Source organism: Ensifer adhaerens, from assembly GCF_028993555.1.
In the GTDB taxonomy this organism is placed as follows: domain Bacteria; phylum Pseudomonadota; class Alphaproteobacteria; order Rhizobiales; family Rhizobiaceae; genus Ensifer; species Ensifer adhaerens_I.
This window is the reverse complement of sequence record NZ_CP118610.1, coordinates 3,777,955-3,796,230: the sequence shown is the minus strand read 5'-3', so window position 1 is coordinate 3,796,230 and position 18,276 is coordinate 3,777,955. Positions and strand designations below refer to the sequence as shown.

Annotated in this window: 11 protein-coding genes; 5 read left to right on the top strand and 6 right to left on the bottom strand. The window is 62.6% G+C overall.

Annotated elements, in window-relative coordinates; genetic code table 11:
• Positions 1–37: 37 nt before the first annotated feature.
• Positions 38–1,465 carry an MFS transporter gene (locus tag PWG15_RS18310; RefSeq protein ID WP_275021956.1) on the bottom strand — a complete coding sequence of 476 codons (1,428 nt, stop codon included), beginning with the start codon at positions 1,463–1,465 and terminating at the stop codon, positions 38–40.
• 132 nt (positions 1,466–1,597) lie between these two features.
• A complete protein-coding gene (locus PWG15_RS18305; RefSeq protein WP_275021955.1) occupies positions 1,598–6,391 on the bottom strand; it encodes an NAD-glutamate dehydrogenase in 4,794 nt (1,597 codons plus the stop codon).
• A gap of 285 nt (positions 6,392–6,676) precedes the next feature.
• On the opposite strand from PWG15_RS18305, the gene pdxY reads away from it, so the two are divergent.
• The gene (gene pdxY / locus PWG15_RS18300) at positions 6,677–7,558 is read left to right on the top strand and encodes a pyridoxal kinase PdxY (RefSeq protein WP_275021953.1); all 882 of its coding nucleotides are present in this window, start codon (positions 6,677–6,679) and stop codon (positions 7,556–7,558) included.
• 130 nt (positions 7,559–7,688) lie between these two features.
• On the top strand, positions 7,689–8,342 hold the full coding sequence (locus tag PWG15_RS18295; protein WP_275021951.1) for a carbonic anhydrase: 654 nt from the start codon (positions 7,689–7,691) through the stop codon (positions 8,340–8,342).
• 88 nt (positions 8,343–8,430) lie between these two features.
• Here PWG15_RS18295 and PWG15_RS18290 read toward each other — a convergent pair whose 3' ends face one another.
• Complete coding sequence (locus tag PWG15_RS18290) at positions 8,431–9,252, bottom strand: lytic murein transglycosylase (RefSeq protein ID WP_275021949.1); 822 nt, start codon at positions 9,250–9,252, stop codon at positions 8,431–8,433.
• Positions 9,253–9,445: 193 nt separating this feature from the next.
• Entirely contained in the window at positions 9,446–10,480 is a 1,035-nt protein-coding gene (locus tag PWG15_RS18285) for an aspartate-semialdehyde dehydrogenase (protein ID WP_034800169.1), read from the bottom strand.
• Positions 10,481–10,979: 499 nt separating this feature from the next.
• Between PWG15_RS18285 and PWG15_RS18280 the strand changes: the two genes are divergently transcribed.
• Positions 10,980–12,869: an MFS transporter gene (locus PWG15_RS18280; protein WP_275021944.1), complete on the top strand. Its 1,890-nt coding sequence runs from the start codon at positions 10,980–10,982 to the stop codon at positions 12,867–12,869.
• 62 nt (positions 12,870–12,931) lie between these two features.
• On the opposite strand, the gene PWG15_RS18275 is transcribed toward PWG15_RS18280, so the two are convergent.
• On the bottom strand, positions 12,932–13,663 hold the full coding sequence (locus PWG15_RS18275) for a phosphatase PAP2 family protein (protein ID WP_275021943.1): 732 nt from the start codon (positions 13,661–13,663) through the stop codon (positions 12,932–12,934).
• 237 nt (positions 13,664–13,900) lie between these two features.
• Complete coding sequence (leuB, locus tag PWG15_RS18270; protein WP_275021942.1) at positions 13,901–15,013, bottom strand: 3-isopropylmalate dehydrogenase; 1,113 nt, start codon at positions 15,011–15,013, stop codon at positions 13,901–13,903.
• Positions 15,014–15,461: 448 nt separating this feature from the next.
• Between leuB and PWG15_RS18265 the strand changes: the two genes are divergently transcribed.
• Positions 15,462–16,103 (top strand): LysE family translocator, encoded by a 642-nt coding sequence (locus PWG15_RS18265; protein WP_275021941.1) that lies wholly within the window; start codon positions 15,462–15,464, stop codon positions 16,101–16,103.
• Positions 16,104–16,208: 105 nt separating this feature from the next.
• Positions 16,209–18,272: a M3 family metallopeptidase gene (locus tag PWG15_RS18260; RefSeq protein WP_275021939.1), complete on the top strand. Its 2,064-nt coding sequence runs from the start codon at positions 16,209–16,211 to the stop codon at positions 18,270–18,272.
• Positions 18,273–18,276: the final 4 nt, after the last annotated feature.

Sequence of the window (18,276 nt, the reverse complement as noted above, 5' to 3'; positions counted from 1 at the left end):
TTACCTGTCCCGGAACTCTAAGGTTATCCGCTGATAGTCAGGAGCCGCCGCGTCCAAAGGATACGGCGGCTTTTTTGCGGCCATCATCCGCGGGATAGGGCGTGCGCAGAAGGATCAGCAGGCCGACGACCAGGAAGGCGATGAGCGCCATCATGCCGATACGCGCCGATCCCGTGGCAAGGGTGATTGTGGCGACCGAGGCAGGGGCAAGGAACGACGTGGCGCGGCCGGACAGCGCATAGAGGCCGAAGTAGCGTCCGGCCTCGTCCAGGCTGACACTGCGGGCGAGATAGGAGCGCGACGAGGCCTGGACCGGGCCGAAGGCGATGCCCACAAGCAAGCCATAGAGGATATAGGCCTTCTCGGCCGCCGTACCGAACAAGCTGCCGGAATCCTCGGTCGATAACGGTATCAGGCCAAAAAGCGTGAAGCCCGGGCCTGTCGAGACGATGCCGATCGTCGCGAGCGTCAGGCAGATCAGGCTGGCAGTGACGATCACTTTCGAACCGAGCCGCGTGTCGAGCCTGCTCGCATAGAGGCAGCCGCCGATCGCGACGACGTTGAGTATGATTCCGTAGATGCCGAGCTCCAAGGTCCTCCAGCCGAACATTGCCGCGGCGAAGGTACCGCCAAGCGCCAGAAGGCCGTTCACGCCATCCTGGAAGATCATGCGCGCGATCAGGAAGCGCAGGATGCCTGCTCTCTCCCTGAGTTCGCCGAGCGTGCCCTTGAGCTCCCTGAGGCCTGTCACGGTTGCCTTGCCGAGCGACATGGTTGCCTTGGTCGCATCGGGCGTGAACAGGAACATCGGCAGAATGAAGATGAGGTACCAAAGCGCCGAGATCGGTCCGGTGATCCGCGCATCCTCTCCCTTGGCAGGATCGAGACCAAACAACGGATCGATGCCGGCCGCCGTCTTGCCGGTTTCCGGGCTGCCGGCGAGCAACGCAACGACTGCGATCAACACGATCATGCCGCCGAGATAGCCGAGTCCCCAGGCGATGTTGGAGATGCGGCCGACGTCTTTTTCCGGCACCAGGCGGGGCATCATCGAATCGTTGAAGACGATCGAGAACTCGGCCGCAACCGTGGCGAGGATCATGAAGATCGCCGGATAGAGGATCGGCGAGCCCGGGGCTGCGAACCAGAGCATAACCAGCGATATGATCTTGATGACGGCGAAGAAAGCGATCCATGGCTTTCGCGGGCCGGTCGCGTCGGCAATGGCGCCCAGTACCGGCGAAAGGACCGCGATAATGATGCCGGAAACGGTGAGCGTGTAGCCCCACATTGCCTGGCCGACCGCATGATCCTCCGTCAGTCGCGAGACGAAGTAGGGCCCGAAGATGAAGGTGGTGATGACCGTGAAGAAGGGTTGCGCCGCCCAGTCGAACAGCATCCAGCCGGCTACGCCCGCGCGTGATGCCCGCGGCAATTCCTCAGTCCTCTCGGCCGAAATCTGCAAGGTCCCCTCCCGAAACGACTGCGCCGCGCGTCCTCTCGAACGCGCGGCGCAGCCTATCTTCAATTCGACCGATTCCAAAAGGTCCAGAGCAGGGTGCGGGCGAAAAAACTGCCCGCATCCGCGTTCGTCCTGCTACTTCGCCCTTCCCCGTGCCAGGTCGTTGAGGAGACCTGCGGCGACGGTGATCTTGGCGAGCGTCGTTTCGCCCTTCTCGGTCAGGAGCCGCAACTGGCCCGTCGCCTGGGCGACACGGACGCGCTCGCTCTCTTCCCAGGCGGCAACCGGATTGCGGTCCTTCTTCTGCGCGCGCAGCGCTGCCGCGGTGATATCGCGCCGTGCGGCGGCGATATCCGATACGGCCCGCGACAGGGCCATTGCCTCGAACTGCTCCGTTGCCGGGACACGGTCGGAAGCGGCGAGCAGCCGGTTGATCCGAAGCGTATCGGTGACGGCGAAGTAGCCCTGGGCCGTGCGGCTCAGCGTCTCGCCGGTTTCAGCGGCAATCTGCATGATCTCGGGCACGAGCGTCATCAGCGCCAGTTCCGAAATCTCCTCGGCGAGCTTGGCCGGTACGCCGCCCTCGACGAAGGCTGCCGTCTTCAACCGTGCTTCTTCGGCACTCTCGCCCGAGACCGCGGTCCGCATCGTCGCGCGCAGCTTCTGCAGGCCGTCGCCCAGGCGTGATACGGCTTCGGAGACGGAGCCGGTTGCCGCATGGGTACGCAGCGCCCGCTCGGTGACGAGCGTGAAGATGCGGCCGACTTCCTGGTAGAGGATGTTCTGCAGGTCGCCGCCGATCTTGTTGTCGAGCGCGTCGATCTCGTCGTAGATGCGCGGCAGGTCAAAGCCGTCGAGCGCCAGCACAGCGGCCTTGACGACGTCGGCCGAGAGGAAGCCGGTGGCATCCGTCAAAGTCGACACGAAAGCCGGGCCACCGCGGTTGATGACCTCGTTGGCGAGGATCGTCGCGATGATTTCGCGGCGCAGGCGATGGCCGTGAATGTCGCCGGCATAGCTCTTGCGCATCTTCGCCGGGAAGTAACGCTCCAGCGTCGCCGTGAAGTACGGATCGTCGGGCAGTTCGCTCGCGATCAACTCATCGAAGAGAACGAGCTTGGAGTAGGAGAGCAGCACGCCGATTTCCGCACGGGTCAACGGCTTGCCGGCCTGGTAGCGTTCTGTCATCGCCTGGTCGGTCGGCAGCGTCTCGACCTTGCGGTTGAGATGGCCGTCGGCCTCGAGGCGGGTCATGAGCCGGCCAAGCGTCGTGCGGTTGCCGAGCCCTTGCATCGCGGTCAGCGAGATCGCCAGCGATTGTTCGTAGTTGTTGCGCAGCACCAGATGGCCCACTTCCTCGGTCATCGAGGCGAGCAGCGTGTTGCGCTTCGGACGGGTCAGGCGACCATCGCGCATGGCCGAAGCAAGCGCGATCTTGATGTTGACCTCGACGTCGGAGGAGTTGACGCCGGCCGAGTTGTCGATGGCGTCCGAGTTGCAGCGACCGCCGTTGAGTCCGAAGCCGATGCGGCCCTTCTGGGTAACGCCGAGGTTGGCGCCCTCGCCAATGACCCGGGCGCGAACTTCTTCGGCTGTCACGCGGATCGCGTCGTTGGCGCGGTCGCCGACTTCCGCGTCCGTTTCGTTGCTGCCTCGCACATAGGTGCCGATACCGCCGAACCAGAGAAGATCGACCTGGCTCTTCAGGATCGCGTTCATGATCTCGAAGGGCGTCGCCTTCTGCTTGTCGAGGCCGATGGCGGCCATCGCCTGCGGCGTCAGTGTCACCGATTTTTCGGCACGCGAGATGATCATCGCGCCTTCCGAAAGCGTCTTGCGGTCATAGTCCTGCCAGCTCGAACGCGGCAGGGCGAACATGCGCGTGCGCTCGGCGAAGGAGCCATCGATATCCGGCGATGGATCGATGAAGATGTCGCGGTGATCGAAAGCGGCAATCAGGCGGATCTTCTCGGAGAGCAGCATGCCGTTGCCGAAGACGTCACCGGACATGTCGCCGACGCCGGCAACGGTGAAGGGCGTCGTCTGGATGTCGGTGTCCATCTCGCGGAAGTGCCGCTTGACGGTCTCCCAGGCGCCGCGGGCGGTGATGCCCATCTTCTTGTGGTCGTAGCCGGCGGAGCCGCCGGAGGCGAAGGCGTCGTCGAGCCAGAAACCCGCTTCCTGCGCCAGGCCGTTGGCCGTGTCGGAGAAGGTTGCGGTGCCCTTGTCGGCGGCAACGACGAAGTAGGGATCGTCGCCGTCATGGCGCAGCGTATCGGCCGGCGGCACGATATCCTGGCCGACGATGTTGTCGGTGACCGACAGCAGCGTGCGGATGTAGGTCTTGTAGGCTTCGGTGCCGGCCTTGAAGATCTCGTCGCGGCTGCCGCCGACCGGCAGTTGCTTCGGATAGAAGCCGCCCTTGGCGCCAACCGGTACGATCACCGCATTCTTCACCTGCTGTGCCTTGACCAGGCCGAGCACTTCCGTGCGGTAGTCCTGCGCACGGTCCGACCAGCGCAGGCCGCCACGGGCGACCTTGCCGAAGCGCAGGTGCACGCCCTCGACTTCGGTGCCGTAGACGAAGATTTCGCGGAATGGACGCGGCTCCGGCAGGCCATCGAGCTGCTTGGGATCAAGCTTGAAGGCGAGAACCGCGCGCGGCTTGCCGTCTGCATCGTGCTGGAAGTAGTTGGTGCGAAGCGTCGCTTCGATCGCGTTGACGTAGCGGCGGAGAATCCGGTCTTCGTCAAGGCTCGGAACCGCCGAAAGCGCATCCTCGATCGAGGCGAGCAGGGCGTTGCACTTCTTGGCGCGCGGCTTTTCCTCGAGCTTCGGATCCATGCGTGTCACGAACAGCTTGAAGATATCAGCGGCAATTGCCGGATACTTGTTCAGCGTGTCGGCGATGTAGCCTTGCGAATAGGTAATGCCGGCCTGACGCAGGTAGCGGGCATAGGCGCGCAGCACCGTCACTTCGCGGGCATTGAGACCTGAAAGCAGGATCAGCCGGTTGAAGTTGTCGTCCTCGATCGTGCCGTTCCAAGCGGCAAGAAAGGCTTCTTCCAGCGCTGGGCCGCTCTTGTCGAGGTTCAGTGCATGTCCGTCGCGGTGGATCAGCTCCATGTCGTGCAGCACGACCTTGCGCTTTTCTTCGCCGTGGGCGTTGACGCCGATATCGTAAGTCTGTTCGCTGATCACCCGGAAGCCAAGGTTTTCCAACAGCGGCACGCGGCGCGACAGCGATACCGGTTCGCTGGCATGGAAGATCTTCAGCTCAGCCGTATCGGCGCGGGTGGTGGCACGCGGATAGTTGTAGAACTCGATCCGGATCGGATCCGGCCCCTTGCAGGCGGCGATATCCGAGAGATCGGCATAGGCTTCCGCCGGCGTGAAGAACGACTGGTAGGCATTGTCGACATCGAGTTCGATGCCGTCCTTGCGGGCGAGCAGGTCGAACCGGTCGATCCAGCGGGTGACGATGCCACGCACCGCTTCTTCAAGCTTGGCCTGCGGAATGCGTGGCGTCTTGCCGGCCGAGCGGCCGATGATGAAGTGAACGCGGGCGAGGCCGCCTTCCGGGAAGGCCGGGTAGTAGGCCGAGACGCGGCCGTCATAGACCGTCTTCAGGTAGTCGCCGATCTTCTCGCGGACGTCCGAATCGTACTGCTCGCGCGGCACGAAGACGATGACCGAGACGAAGCGGTCGAAATGATCGATGCGCGGCAGCACTCGGATGCGCGGCCGGTCGCCGAGTTCGTTGATCTGTTCGCAGAAGGCGGCCAGCAGACCGACATCGATCTGGAAGAGGTCGTCGCGCGGATAGGATTCCAGCGTGTTGTCGAGCATCTTGCCGGAGTGGCTCTGCGGATCATAGCCGAAATGGTCGACGATCTTCTCGATCTTGTGGCGCAAAAGCGGAATTTCGGCCGCCTGGCGGGTATAGGCCGAGGAGGTAAAGAGGCCGACGATGCGCAGTTCGCCGGCGACGTTGCCGTCGGCATCGAAACGCTTGACGCCGATATAGTCCATATAGGCGCGGCGATGGACGACCGACTTGACGTTGGCCTTGGTGACGATCAGGAAATCCGGGCTTTCGAGGAAGGCGAGGATCTCCGGCGTGGTCAGCACGGCATCCTTGCCCTGGCGCAGAACGCGCACGTCGGGGTTGGAGAGAATGCCGAGGCCCCTTCCCTTGCCGCGCTCGACCGTCGCTTTCCCGCCCTTGCCGGAATAGGTGTATTCGCGCATGCCGAGGAAGGTGAAATTGTTGTCGCGCAGCCAGCGAAGAAAGGCGAGCGCTTCGTCGCGGTCACTCTTCTTGCGAGAGGCGTTGTAGGCTTCGAGCTCCTGCATCGCCTGGTCGAGCTGCGCCGTCATCGCCGGCCAGTCGTGCACGGTCTGGTGCACCTGTTCCAGAACGTCGCGGATGCGGTTGCTGAGCTGCTCGGCCTCGACAGGCGCAAGCTTGGTCAGGTGGATCTGGATGTGGCTGACGCGGTGTGCGGGATCGCTTGGTTCTTCCGGATCGAAGAGTTTCGCGGCCTTGCCGGGCTCCTGGACCAGGATCGGGTGGATCGCAAGATGGATGTCACGGTGGGTGCTGGTGATCTCACCCATGACCGAATCATAAAGGAACGGCATGTTGTGTTCGGTAACGGCGATGACCGAAACCTCAGTACCTGCAGGTGCGATGCCGGCGACGGTCTCGACCGAAACCTGCGGCTTGCCACCATCCCAGCGGGCGAGTTCGCGATGTGCGTGGGCTGCGGTCAGCGCCAGCATGTCCGCCGAATAGAGATCGAGGTCGTCGTTGCTGGCCCCACCGAAGAGGATCTCCGGCGCCAGTGCATCGACGCCCAGTTTGATGGCGGCCGCCTTTGCTGCGTCGATGTGTCTGTCCCGCTTCGGATTGTATTTCACGCCCATGAAGTCTCTCCCATTCATGATAGGCCAAACCCTATCAGAACCATGGCTAATGGCGACCGCTTTTTACGCCGATTTCGGCAAAATCGAGCCAAAAATTGGAGAATTTCACGTGAAAACAGCTTAAATCCATTTAAATCGAAGGCAATTTCGCGAAAATTGCTCGAAAATCGATGAAAAAGCACGAAAACGCCAGCGGCTTCCACCGGACCTATCTGCCATCGCCTGTTGACAGGGCGGTGACAGTCGGGTGATCAGAGTTTCTAGACCGAAGGATTGGACTCGTCGATGCCCGAAATGCCCTCCCTGCCCGGCGCCGTCATCGTCATCTCGAGCCATGTCGTGCGTGGCAAGGTCGGCAACCGGGCTGCGGTGTTCGCGTTGGAGACGCTGGGGCATCCGGTGTGGGCACTGCCGACGGTCATTCTTCCCTGGCATCCCGGACACGGGCGCTCCACCCGCGTCACCATTTCGGATGCGGACTTCCAGTCCGTGATTGACGATCTCATCGCCGCGCCGTGGGTTGGCGAGGTGCGCGCTGTGCTTTCGGGCTATCTCGGCTCGCCCGGCCAGGCTGAAGGCGTCGCGCGGCTGGTGACAGCTCTCAGGGAGCGCAGTCCCAAGCTGATCTACGCCTGCGATCCCGTCATCGGCGATGCCGGCGGGCTCTATGTTCCGGAGGCAACCGCAACGGCCATTCGCGACCAGCTGCTGCCGCTTGCCAACCTGGCGACACCGAACCGCTTCGAGCTCGCATGGCTCGCCGGCGCGACGCTGGAAACGAATACGGCGATCCTCGATGCCGCCCTCGGCCTCGGTCCGGCCCGCGTGCTGGTGACATCAGCGGTGCCGATGATGAGCGGCGGTACCGGCAATCTCTTCCTATCGGGCAATCACGCGCTACTCGCCGAGCATCGGCTGGTCGAGAACCCGCCGAATGGCACCGGCGACCTGCTGACTGCCGTGTTTCTGGCGCGGCTTCTGGAAGGGCTGTCGGAAGAGCGCGCCTTGCAGATGGCGACCGCAAGCGTGTTCGAAATCATCGCGCGAAGCGTGAAGCGCGGCGCCGACGAGTTGACGATCGAGCAGGACGCTTCGAGCCTGTCGACGCCGATGGCGATGGTGCAGATGCGCCGCCTGGTGCATCCGAATCAGATCCGGCGCAAATAGAAGAAACTGTTCATGGGCAGCAGCCCTTGTGGCATCGTGGATTGAACTTTAGGTCATGATGATTTTCATGGCGGGGCGTGATGCGGGCGGAATTCCGCTCATCCCGCTCGAAGCAGCAGCGGAGTAATCGATGGACAAGCAGCAGCAGCGTTTTCCGGACCACCTTCTGAACGGCTACCACAACTTCATGAACGGCCGCTTCAGCGAACAGCAGAAGCGCTACAAGGCGCTGGCGGAAACCGGCCAGAAGCCGAGGACGATGGTTGTCGCCTGTTGCGACTCGCGGGCAGCACCTGAAACTGTCTTCGATAGCGGGCCGGGCGAACTCTTCGTCGTGCGCAACGTTGCCAATCTGATGCCGCCATACGAGCCGGATGGACATTACCATTCGACGTCGGCCGCGCTCGAGTTCGCCGTGCAGTCGCTGCGCGTCAGCGACATTGTCGTGATGGGACATGGCCGCTGCGGCGGTATCAAGGCGGCGCTCGATCCGGATGCCGAGCCCTTGTCGCCGGGCGATTTCATCGGTCGCTGGATGAACCTCCTGAAGCCTGCCGCCGAGCAGATCCAGAGCAACGACGTCATGACCCAGGCGGAACGGCAGCGTGCGCTCGAACGGGTTTCGATCCGCAACTCGCTTGCCAACCTGCGCACCTTCCCTTGCGTTCAGATCCTCGAGGCCAAGGGCAAGCTGCATCTGCACGGCGCCTGGTTCGACATCTCGACCGGCGAACTCTGGGTCATGGATCCGACGACCGGCGACTTCTCCCGCCCGGGCATGTAACCAGCAAAAAAGCCCGGATCGTCGATCCGGGCTTTGCAATCTTCCGAAAGGCATCGTGCATCCGGAGAGATGCGCGAATGGGATTCGATCAGAGACCGTCGATCTCGGCGCCGATGATGGCGATTGCCTGCTGGTAGACGGTCGCCGCGTTCCAGCCCTGGATAGCGCCAAAATTCGCCTGGCCTGGCTGATACCCGGCACCCGGCTGCCAGCCATGGCCACGCAGGAAGTTGGCGGTCGAGGCCAGCGCGTCGGCCTTGGAGCGAACCATGTCGATGTGGCCGTTGCCGTCGCCATCGACCCCGTACTTCAGGACGTTGGCCGGAAGGAACTGGGTCTGGCCGATCTCGCCGTGCGCCGCGCCGCGTGCATCGGGGCTCAGATCACCGCGCTGCACGAGCTGCAGGGCGGCGTAGAGCTGGTCGGTGAAGTAGTCCGAGCGGCGGCAGTCATAGGCGAGCGTCGAGACGGCCGAGAGCGTATGCTCCTTGCCCATGAAGCCGCCAAAGCCGGTTTCCATGCCCCAGATCGCGATCAGCGGGCCGGCCGGCACGCCGAAGCGGCGTTCAATGCTGGTGAAGAGCGCTGCATTCTGCTGCTTCATCTTCTTGCCGCGGGAAATGATCGTCTGACCGCCGCGCTTCTGCATGAACTGGTCGAGCGAAAGCTTGAAGCTCTTCTGGCCGCGGTCGGCACGGATCGTCGCCTTGTTGTAGGAGACGCCGGAGAGCGCACGGTCGAGCACCTGGGGGCTGATGCCGTTGCCGGAGGCTTCCTGCTTGAAGTTCTGCACCCAGGCAGCAAATCCGCTTCCGTCATTGCCGCATTGGGCGGCGGATGCCACCGCCGGAAAAACTGCAGTCGAAACCAGGGCAGCAAGCCCCACCGCTACGCACTTTGCCCTGTGCATGAAATACCCCGTCATAGCCCGAATCTCATTGCTTTCAAAAATGCCAGCCTTCGCCGGCCGTGTCACCTGCCGGAGGCGGCGGTAACTTTTTCGTGGTTTCACGTGAAGCCGGGCGAAACGGCCGCGATCGTGAAACAGGAAACCCGCCAAGCCCGAATGGGCTTGGCGGGAGCGAATTGCTCAATTGCCGTTTTCAGGCGGCCTGCTTGCGCGGCTTGATGAGACCGCGGTTGACCAGAAGCTCGGCAATCTGGATCGCGTTCAGTGCGGCACCCTTGCGCAGGTTGTCGGAGACGACCCACAGGTTGAGGCCGTTTTCGACCGTTGCGTCTTCGCGGATGCGCGAGATGTAGGTCGCGTCTTCGCCGGCGCATTCGTACGGCGTGACGTAGCCGCCGTTTTCATGCTTGTCGACGACCAGGCAACCCGGTGCCTCGCGCAGGATGTCGCGTGCCTCGTCTGCGGTGATCTCGTTTTCGAACTCGATGTTGACCGATTCCGAATGGCCGATGAAGACGGGAACGCGCACGGCCGTGCAGGTCACCTTGATCTTCGGGTCGAGCATCTTCTTGGTTTCGGCCAGCACCTTCCACTCTTCCTTCGTGTAGCCGTCTTCCATGAACACGTCGATGTGCGGGATGACGTTGAAGGCGATGCGCTTGGTGAACTTCTTCGATTCGATCGGATCGGCGACGAAGACGGCGCGGGTCTGGTTGAAGAGCTCATCCATGCCGTCCTTGCCGGCGCCGGAAACCGACTGGTAGGTCGAGACGACGACGCGCTTGATCTTGGCGTGGTCGTGCAGCGGCTTCAGCGCGACGACGAGCTGGGCGGTCGAGCAATTCGGGTTGGCGATGATGTTCTTCTTGGTGAACTGCGCAATCGCGTCCGGGTTCACTTCCGGCACGATCAGCGGTACCTCGGCGTCGTAGCGCCAGGCTGAAGAGTTGTCGATGACGACGCAGCCCTGCTGGCCGATCTTCGGCGAATACTTCAGCGATACGGCGCCGCCGGCAGACATCAGGCAGATGTCGGTATCGGAGAAATCGTAGTTTTCGAGGTTCTTGACCTTGAGGGTCTTGTCGCCGAAGGAGACTTCCGTGCCCTGGGAGCGGGCGGAAGCAAGCGCGACCACTTCATCCGCGGGAAAGCCGCGTTCGGAAAGGATGTTCAGCATCTCCCGGCCGACATTGCCGGTGGCGCCTGCAACTGCAATCTTGAAACCCATGATCTAAGCTCTCTTTTCTGTCTCTCCTCGTCGGGTGAGGGGGAAGCCGCGCGATCTGCCGCGAGGGTTCCTGTCCCCGGCCAAACCGGGGAGAGAGCGGAGGGCCAGAGACGTCAGACGGTTTTCGTCGTCGTTTTGGCCGTTGTTTTGCAAGCGAACGAAAAATCGACATCCTGCCCCGCGGCAAGAGCCGGCAGGATCAAAGCAGCGATGGCTGGACCGATCGGTCGCATGGCGGTGATTTCCTCGTTCGACGCTGCTCTTACGCGGTTTTGAAGAAGAGTCAAGACGCCGCGCCGCGCCGCGGCCTTCGGGGACGGCTCTCCGCGGTCGATCGCCGCATTAGACGAAAGTCATAAGCCGAAAGCATCTCTGCCTGCGCGGTCGCTTTTCTGACATCCTCTTCACCAGGCGCACCACGTCCGGACATTCTTGGGAGGAATGCCGGACCAGCCAATGGGCGCTCCAACAAGCTGTTTTGGAGTGGAGGATAAACAAAATGGCAAATGTCGCGACAGCGGACGACGCAAAAACGCGTCCGATGACCGGTGAGGAGAAGAAGGTCATCTTCGCCTCGTCGCTTGGTACCGTGTTCGAATGGTACGACTTCTATCTCTACGGTTCGCTCGCCGTTTACATCGGCGCGACCTTCTTCAGCTCCTATCCGGAAACGACGCGGAACATCTTCGCGCTTCTGGCTTTTGCCGCGGGCTTCCTGGTTCGCCCGTTCGGCGCTCTGGTCTTCGGTCGCCTGGGTGACCTCGTCGGCCGCAAATACACCTTCCTCGTGACGATTCTGATCATGGGCCTGTCGACTTTCCTGGTCGGCATCCTGCCAGGTGCAGCCTCGATCGGCATCGCCGCACCGATTCTGCTCATCGCGCTGCGCATGCTGCAGGGTCTGGCGCTCGGCGGTGAATATGGCGGTGCCGCAACTTATGTGGCCGAGCATGCGCCGAATGGGCGCCGCGGTTACTTCACCTCATGGATCCAGACCACGGCAACGCTCGGCCTGTTCCTGTCGCTGGTGGTGATCCTGCTCGTGCAGTTCGCCCTCGGCAAGGAAGCCTTCGCCGCCTGGGGCTGGCGCATTCCGTTCCTTCTGTCGTGCGTTCTTCTCGGTATTTCCGTCTGGATCCGCCTGAAAATGAACGAATCGCCGGCCTTCAAGAAGATGAAGGAAGAGGGCAAGACCTCCAAGGCGCCGCTGTCGGAAGCTTTCGGCCAGTGGAAGAACGCCAAGATCGCGCTACTGGCGCTCTTCGGCGCCGTCGTCGGCCAGGCCGTCGTCTGGTACTCCGGCCAGTTCTATGCGCTGTTCTTCCTGACCGGCGTGCTCAAGGTCGACGGGCAGTCGGCCAACATCATGGTTGCCATTTCGCTCTTGATCGGCACGGGCTTCTTCGTGTTCTTTGGCTGGCTCTCCGACAAGATCGGCCGCAAGCCGATCATCATGGCCGGCCTGCTGCTTGCCATGCTCACCTACTTCCCGCTGTTCAAGGCGCTGACCTGGGCCGGTAACCCGGCACTCGCTCAGGCTCAGGCAACCGTTCGCGCAACGGTCACCGCGGCTCCCGGCGATTGCAAATTCCAGTTCAACCCGACGGGTACGGCGAAGTTCACCACCTCGTGCGATATCGCAACCGCGTTCCTCACCAAGAACTCGGTACCCTATGACGTCGTGACGACGGCCGCCGCGGGTACGGCCGCGACGGTCAAGGTCGGCGAAACGACGATCAACAGCTACGACGCGGTTGCTGCAGGCGATGGTGCCAAGGCTGCCAATGGCGCCTTCGAAAAGCAGGTCAACATGGCCCTCCACGATGCCGGCTACCCGCTGGTTCGTGGTGCCGCCAAGGTTCCGGAATCCAAGCTTGACGGCTTTGTTGCCGCCAATCCGGAACTGGCGCTTGACGCCGCTGCCGTCCGCAGCGGCGAGAAGACCATGGTTCCGGCCGACAAGCTCGTGGCCGACAAGCTGCTGACGAAGGATGAAGTCGGCACTGCGACCGAAATGGCCGTCTACACGATCGCCGGCGGTGGCACCTACGCGATGGTGGCGGATCCGGCCAACGTCAACTGGACGACGATCATTGCGGTTCTGACCGTGCTCGTCATCTATGTGACGATGGTCTACGGCCCGATCGCAGCGCTGCTGGTGGAACTGTTCCCGACCCGCATCCGCTACACCGGCATGTCGCTGCCCTACCACATTGGCAACGGCTGGTTCGGCGGCCTGCTCCCGGCAACGGCCTTCGCCATGAGCGCGGCCCAGGGCGATATCTACTACGGTCTCTGGTACCCGATCGTCTTTGCAGGCATCACGCTGGTCATCGGCCTCCTGTTCCTGCCGGAAACGAAGGATCGCGACATCCACGCGATGGACTAGGACTGCAGTCATGCGCTCCCGGGAGCACATTTCCCGGGAGTGCACCAACTCTTCCCCGAGCTCTATGGCTCTCCTGACTCCGGCGCGGCCTTCCGCGCCGGCTTTTTATTGGTCGGGTGGCTTTGTCCGACGAGTGGCCATCCGCCTGGGCCGAGATGAAACAGCCGGCCGTATCTGGCGAAGAGAAACGCCACCATCACCGATGTCCATAGGCCGAGCAGCAGCCCGGCGGCGACGTCGCTCGGATAGTGCGCGCCGACGATGACGCGGGAAACGCCGATCGTCAGCGCCAGGACCAGGAAGAGTGGCCTGAACCTCGGTAGCAACATGGCGAAGACGCCGAAGAAGGCGCCGGCCGCGGTCGAATGACCAGATGGAAAGCTTTCATAGAGATTGCTGGTGGCAAACGGCGTCAGGCTGTAGGCGCCGAGTTCGGCGAACAGTACCGGCCGGGCCCGGCCGATAAAGAACTTCAGCGTATGCACCAGTGCGCTGGCAGTGCCGATCGTCAGCAGGAAGTAGGCGGCAAGATCGCGGGCGGTGCGCGCCTTCTGCCGAAGTGGCCCCTGGCTGGCCGCCCGGTGCAGCACGAAGGCTCCCGCAAGGATGGCGCCGGAAAGATAGATCATCCAGCCGAAAGTCCCGAAATCGGTGATCCTTTCGTTGAAGGTGACGATGCTGTCTGGCAGGCCTTGCGCCCGCTGCGACAGAAAAGGGTCCAGCGGGATGAGCGCGAACACGAGGACGACTGTCGTCAGCATGATCCATCCGGTGGCCGCAAGTGGTCGGTTCATGAAACTCCCATCCTGCCTCACCGCCTTGCAGGTCGTGCGGCATCGCTTGTTCTTGGGCCGTCTGTAGCGCGTTGTCGTGCACCATATGACCTCGGCCGTTTCTTCTCCCGATGTGTCGGTTCGTTTGGCAAATTCAAGGCCATGAAACGCAAAACACCTCCGGATGGGTTCCGGAGGTGTTTGTTTTCCAGGTTACCTGCTGGCGTCATGTCGACGCCTTCGGCGGCTGTTCGTCGGTTACGCCGACAGCACCTTGAACTCGGCGAGAATGGCGTCGCCCATTTCCGTGGTGCCGACCTGGCGTGCGCCTTCGGCCATGATGTCGCCGGTGCGGATGCCCTGGTCGAGCACGTTGGCGATCGCCTTTTCCAGATTGTCGGCTTCCTTCGTGAGGTTGAAGGAGTAACGCAGGCACATGGCAAACGACGCGATCATGGCGATCGGGTTGGCAATGCCCTTGCCGGCAATGTCGGGTGCCGAGCCATGCACCGGCTCGTAGAGCGCCTTGCGCTTGCCGCTGACACCGTCCGGCGCACCGAGCGAGGCCGACGGCAGCATGCCGAGCGAACCGGTGAGCATCGCGGCCACGTCCGACAGCATGTCGCCGAACAGGTTGTCGGTGACGATGACGTCGAACTGCTTGGGCTGGCGCACCAGCTGCATGCCGCCGGCATCGGCCAGCATGTGCTCGAGCTGGACGTCGGCGTATTTCGCCTTGTGCGTCTCGGTCACCACCTGGTTCCACAAGACGCCCGACTTCATGACGTTGCGCTTTTCCATCGAGCAGACGCGGTTGTTACGGGTGCGGGCCAGCTCGAAGGCGACGCCGGCGATGCGCTCGATCTCGTAGGTGTCGTAGACCTGGGTGTCGATGCCGCGCTTCTGGCCGTTGCCGAGATCGATGATCTCCTTCGGTTCGCCGAAATAGACGCCGCCGGTCAGTTCGCGCACGATCAGGATGTCGAGGCCCTCGACCAGCTCCGGCTTCAGCGACGAGGCGGCCGAAAGCGCCGGATAGCAGATCGCCGGACGCAGGTTGGCAAACAGCTGCAGGTCCTTGCGCAGGCGAAGCAGACCCGCTTCCGGGCGCACCTCATAGGGCACCGCATCCCACTTCGGACCGCCGACGGCGCCAAACAGCACCGCATCGGCGGCGAGCGCCTTTGCCATGTCCTCTTCCGAGATCGCCTGGCCGTGGGCGTCATAGGCCGAACCGCCGACCAGGCCCTCGTCGGTCACGAAGCCGGCACCAAGCTCGGCGTTCATGTAGGCGATGATCTTGCGGACTTCCGCCATGGCTTCCGGGCCGATGCCGTCGCCGGGCAGAAGGAAGAGGTTGCGCACAGTCATGGATAGTCCTTCTCGCGGGGGGAAAACTCGGCCGCGTTCTAGCGCAACTTCGTGTCGAGGGAAATCATTGCGACGAAAGAATTGTGCGCCTGGCGTGACCGTGCGTTCCCGGAGAAACAGGCGGTTGCGCAGGTAGATGGAATGCTGCCGGTGCGAGCGTGCCCGAGGGCAGGCTCACCCACCGGGAGAGGAACGCAATCATGCGGAAATTCATCCGCGCCGTAACGGCGATGCTGCAGGCGACCATCGATGCTCTGACCTTTATCGGTCGCGGTCGCGGTCGCGGACGGTGACGGCCTCAGCATTCGCCACACATGGAGCATGGGGAGCGGGGCAGGTCGCCTTCTCCGCTTCCCTGCTGCAACCGTCGGCATCGAGTGCCTTGCTTTCCTCTTGACGGAATCGGCGCCTCCGGATCGAATGCGGGCAACACAACCGGGAACCCGCCATGTCCGAGACGCTGCTGATCGGAGCCTTTCTCGCCGCCCTTTCCTATGTCCTTATTCCCGGACCGGCGTTTCTGGCGCTGCTCGGTATCGGCGCTGGCCAGGGGCGCAAGGCAGGTGCGCTGTTCATGGGCGGGCATCTCGCCGGGGACGTTCTCTGGTCGACCTTGGCGCTGGTCGCGATCGTCGGCGCGCGTTCGGTCGGCACGACGATCTTCGATATTCTCGGCCTGTTCTGCGGTGCCTATCTCGGCTGGATCGGCTGGACGGCACTCCGCGCGAGGCCGGCGGGCGAGAACCGGGCACTCCTGACCGTCGAACGTCCCTTAAGGCGCGGTCTGATCTTTGGGCTCACCAATCCCAAGGGATATCCGGTGGCGCTTGCAACCTTCACGGCGCTGCTTGCCAGCTCGGCCAACGCGCTTGAGTTCAACGCGCTGCCGGCGCTGCTTGGCGTTTCGCTCATCGGCTTTCTCGTTGCCGACCTGATCCTGATCGTCATCATCGGCACCTCTGTGGTCCGGCGTTTCTACCGACGCCACGAACTGGCAATCGTCAGACTCTCCGGTCTCCTGTTCATGGGCTTCGCCGTCCAGGCCATCTGGCATGCCGCCCCTGGCCTACTTGGTCTGCGCAAGCCTTGACGGCATCCCTGGCGACAACCACCTTCATTTTCGCCGTGTCCTGATGTCATAGGTCGGCGGCCCCTCCCCCGGTCTTGAGCCGGATCGCATGCGAAAGGATTTCTGATGACCACCAGCACCCCGCTCAATCCCGCGCTCACCTCATGGACAGGCCACGAGGGCCTGCCGCGTTTCGATCTGGTGAAGGACGAGGATTTCGCGCCGGCTTTCGACGCGGCCTTTCGCGAGCATGAGGCGGAGATCGACGCGATTGCCGAGAATTCCGCTGCTGCGACCTTCGAGAACACCATCGTCGCTCTCGAAATTGCCGGCGATGCACTGTCGCGGGTGTCCTCGATCTTCTGGAACAAGGCCGGGGCCGACACCAACGAGGCGATCCAGGCGCTGGAACGGGACATCGCGCCGAAGATGTCGCGGCACTATTCGAAGATCGGCATGAATGCTGCGCTGTTCAAGCGCATCGACACGCTATGGGAAGGCCGCCAGTCCCTGGGGCTCGATCTTGAAGCAACGCGTGTGCTCGAGCGTCACTGGAAGGGTTTCGTCAAGTCCGGCGCCAAGCTCGATAAGCCCGAGCAGGAGCGGCTGGCAGCGATCAACGAGAAGCTTGCCGGTATCGGCGCGAAATTCGGGCAGAACGTGCTTGCAGACGAGAAGAGCTGGGTTCTGTTTCTGGAGAGTGAGGAACAACTCGCCGGTCTGCCCGATTTCTTGCGCGACGCCATGGCAGCGGTGGCCGAGGATCGCGGCCAGAAGGGAAAATACGCGGTCACCCTTTCGCGCTCGATCATCGAACCGTTCCTGACCTTCTCTGACAGTCGCGAGCTTCGGGAACAGGCCTTCCGGGCCTGGATCGCGCGCGGCGAAAACGGTGGTGACACCGACAATCGCGGGCTCATCGCCGAGATGCTGGCGCTGCGCGCGGAAAAGGCGAAGCTGCTCGGCTATGAGAATTTCGCGTCTCTGAAGCTCGACGACACCATGGCGAAGACGCCTGATGCCGTGAACGGTCTCCTGATGCAGGTCTGGGAAAAGGCCGTCACTCGTGCCCGCGAGGAGGAGGCGGAGCTTGCGAGGCTCGTTGCCGACGAGGGGCGTAATCACGACGTCATGCCCTGGGACTGGCGCCACTACGCCGAGAAGCTCCGGGCCGAGAAGTTCAATTTCTCCGAAGGCGAACTCAAGCCCTATCTGCAGCTGGAAAAGATCATCGAGGCCTGTTTCGACGTTGCCACGCGCCTGTTCGGCATTACAGCCACGGAGAAGAAGGGTATTGCCGCCTACCATCCCGATGTGCGTGTCTTCGAGATCAAGGACGCATCCGGCAAGCTGGTGGCGCTCTTCCTCGGCGACTATTTCGCTCGGCCGTCGAAGCGCTCCGGCGCGTGGATGAGCTCGTTCCAGTCGCAGCACAAGCTGAAACTGAAGAACGGGGCCGAGGGCGAACTGCCGATCATCTACAACGTCTGCAATTTCGCCAAGCCCGCCGAGGGTAAACCGGCACTGCTCTCGCTCGACGATGCCCGCACGCTCTTCCACGAGTTCGGCCACGCGTTGCATGGCATGCTATCCAACGTCACCTATCCTTCGGTTTCCGGCACGGGCGTCTCGCGCGACTTCGTCGAATTGCCGTCGCAGCTCTACGAGCATTGGCTGACCGTGCCAGAGATCCTCAAGCGTTACGCGGTGCACTACCAGACCGGAGAACCGATGCCGCAGGCGCTGCTCGACAAGGTGCTCGCCGCCCGGACCTTCAACTCCGGCTTCGCCACGGTGGAGTTCACGTCTTCCGCCCTGGTCGACATGGCCTACCACACGGCCGAGGTGACGGCGGAGCCGATGGCGCTCGAGGCGAAGAAGCTCGATGAAATCGGCATGCCGAAATCCATCGTCATGCGCCACCGCAGCCCGCATTTCCTCCACGTTTTCTCGGGCGACGGCTACTCGGCCGGCTACTATTCCTACATGTGGTCGGAAGTGCTCGATGCCGACGCCTTCGCCGCCTTCGAGGAAACCGGTAATGCCTTCGATCCGGCCATGGCCGCCCGTCTCAAGGACAACATCTATTCGGTCGGCGGCTCGATCGACCCGGAAGATGCCTACAAGGCCTTCCGTGGCAAGCTCCCGAGCCCGGATGCGATGCTGGCGAAGAAGGGCCTGGCAGCCTGAGTTT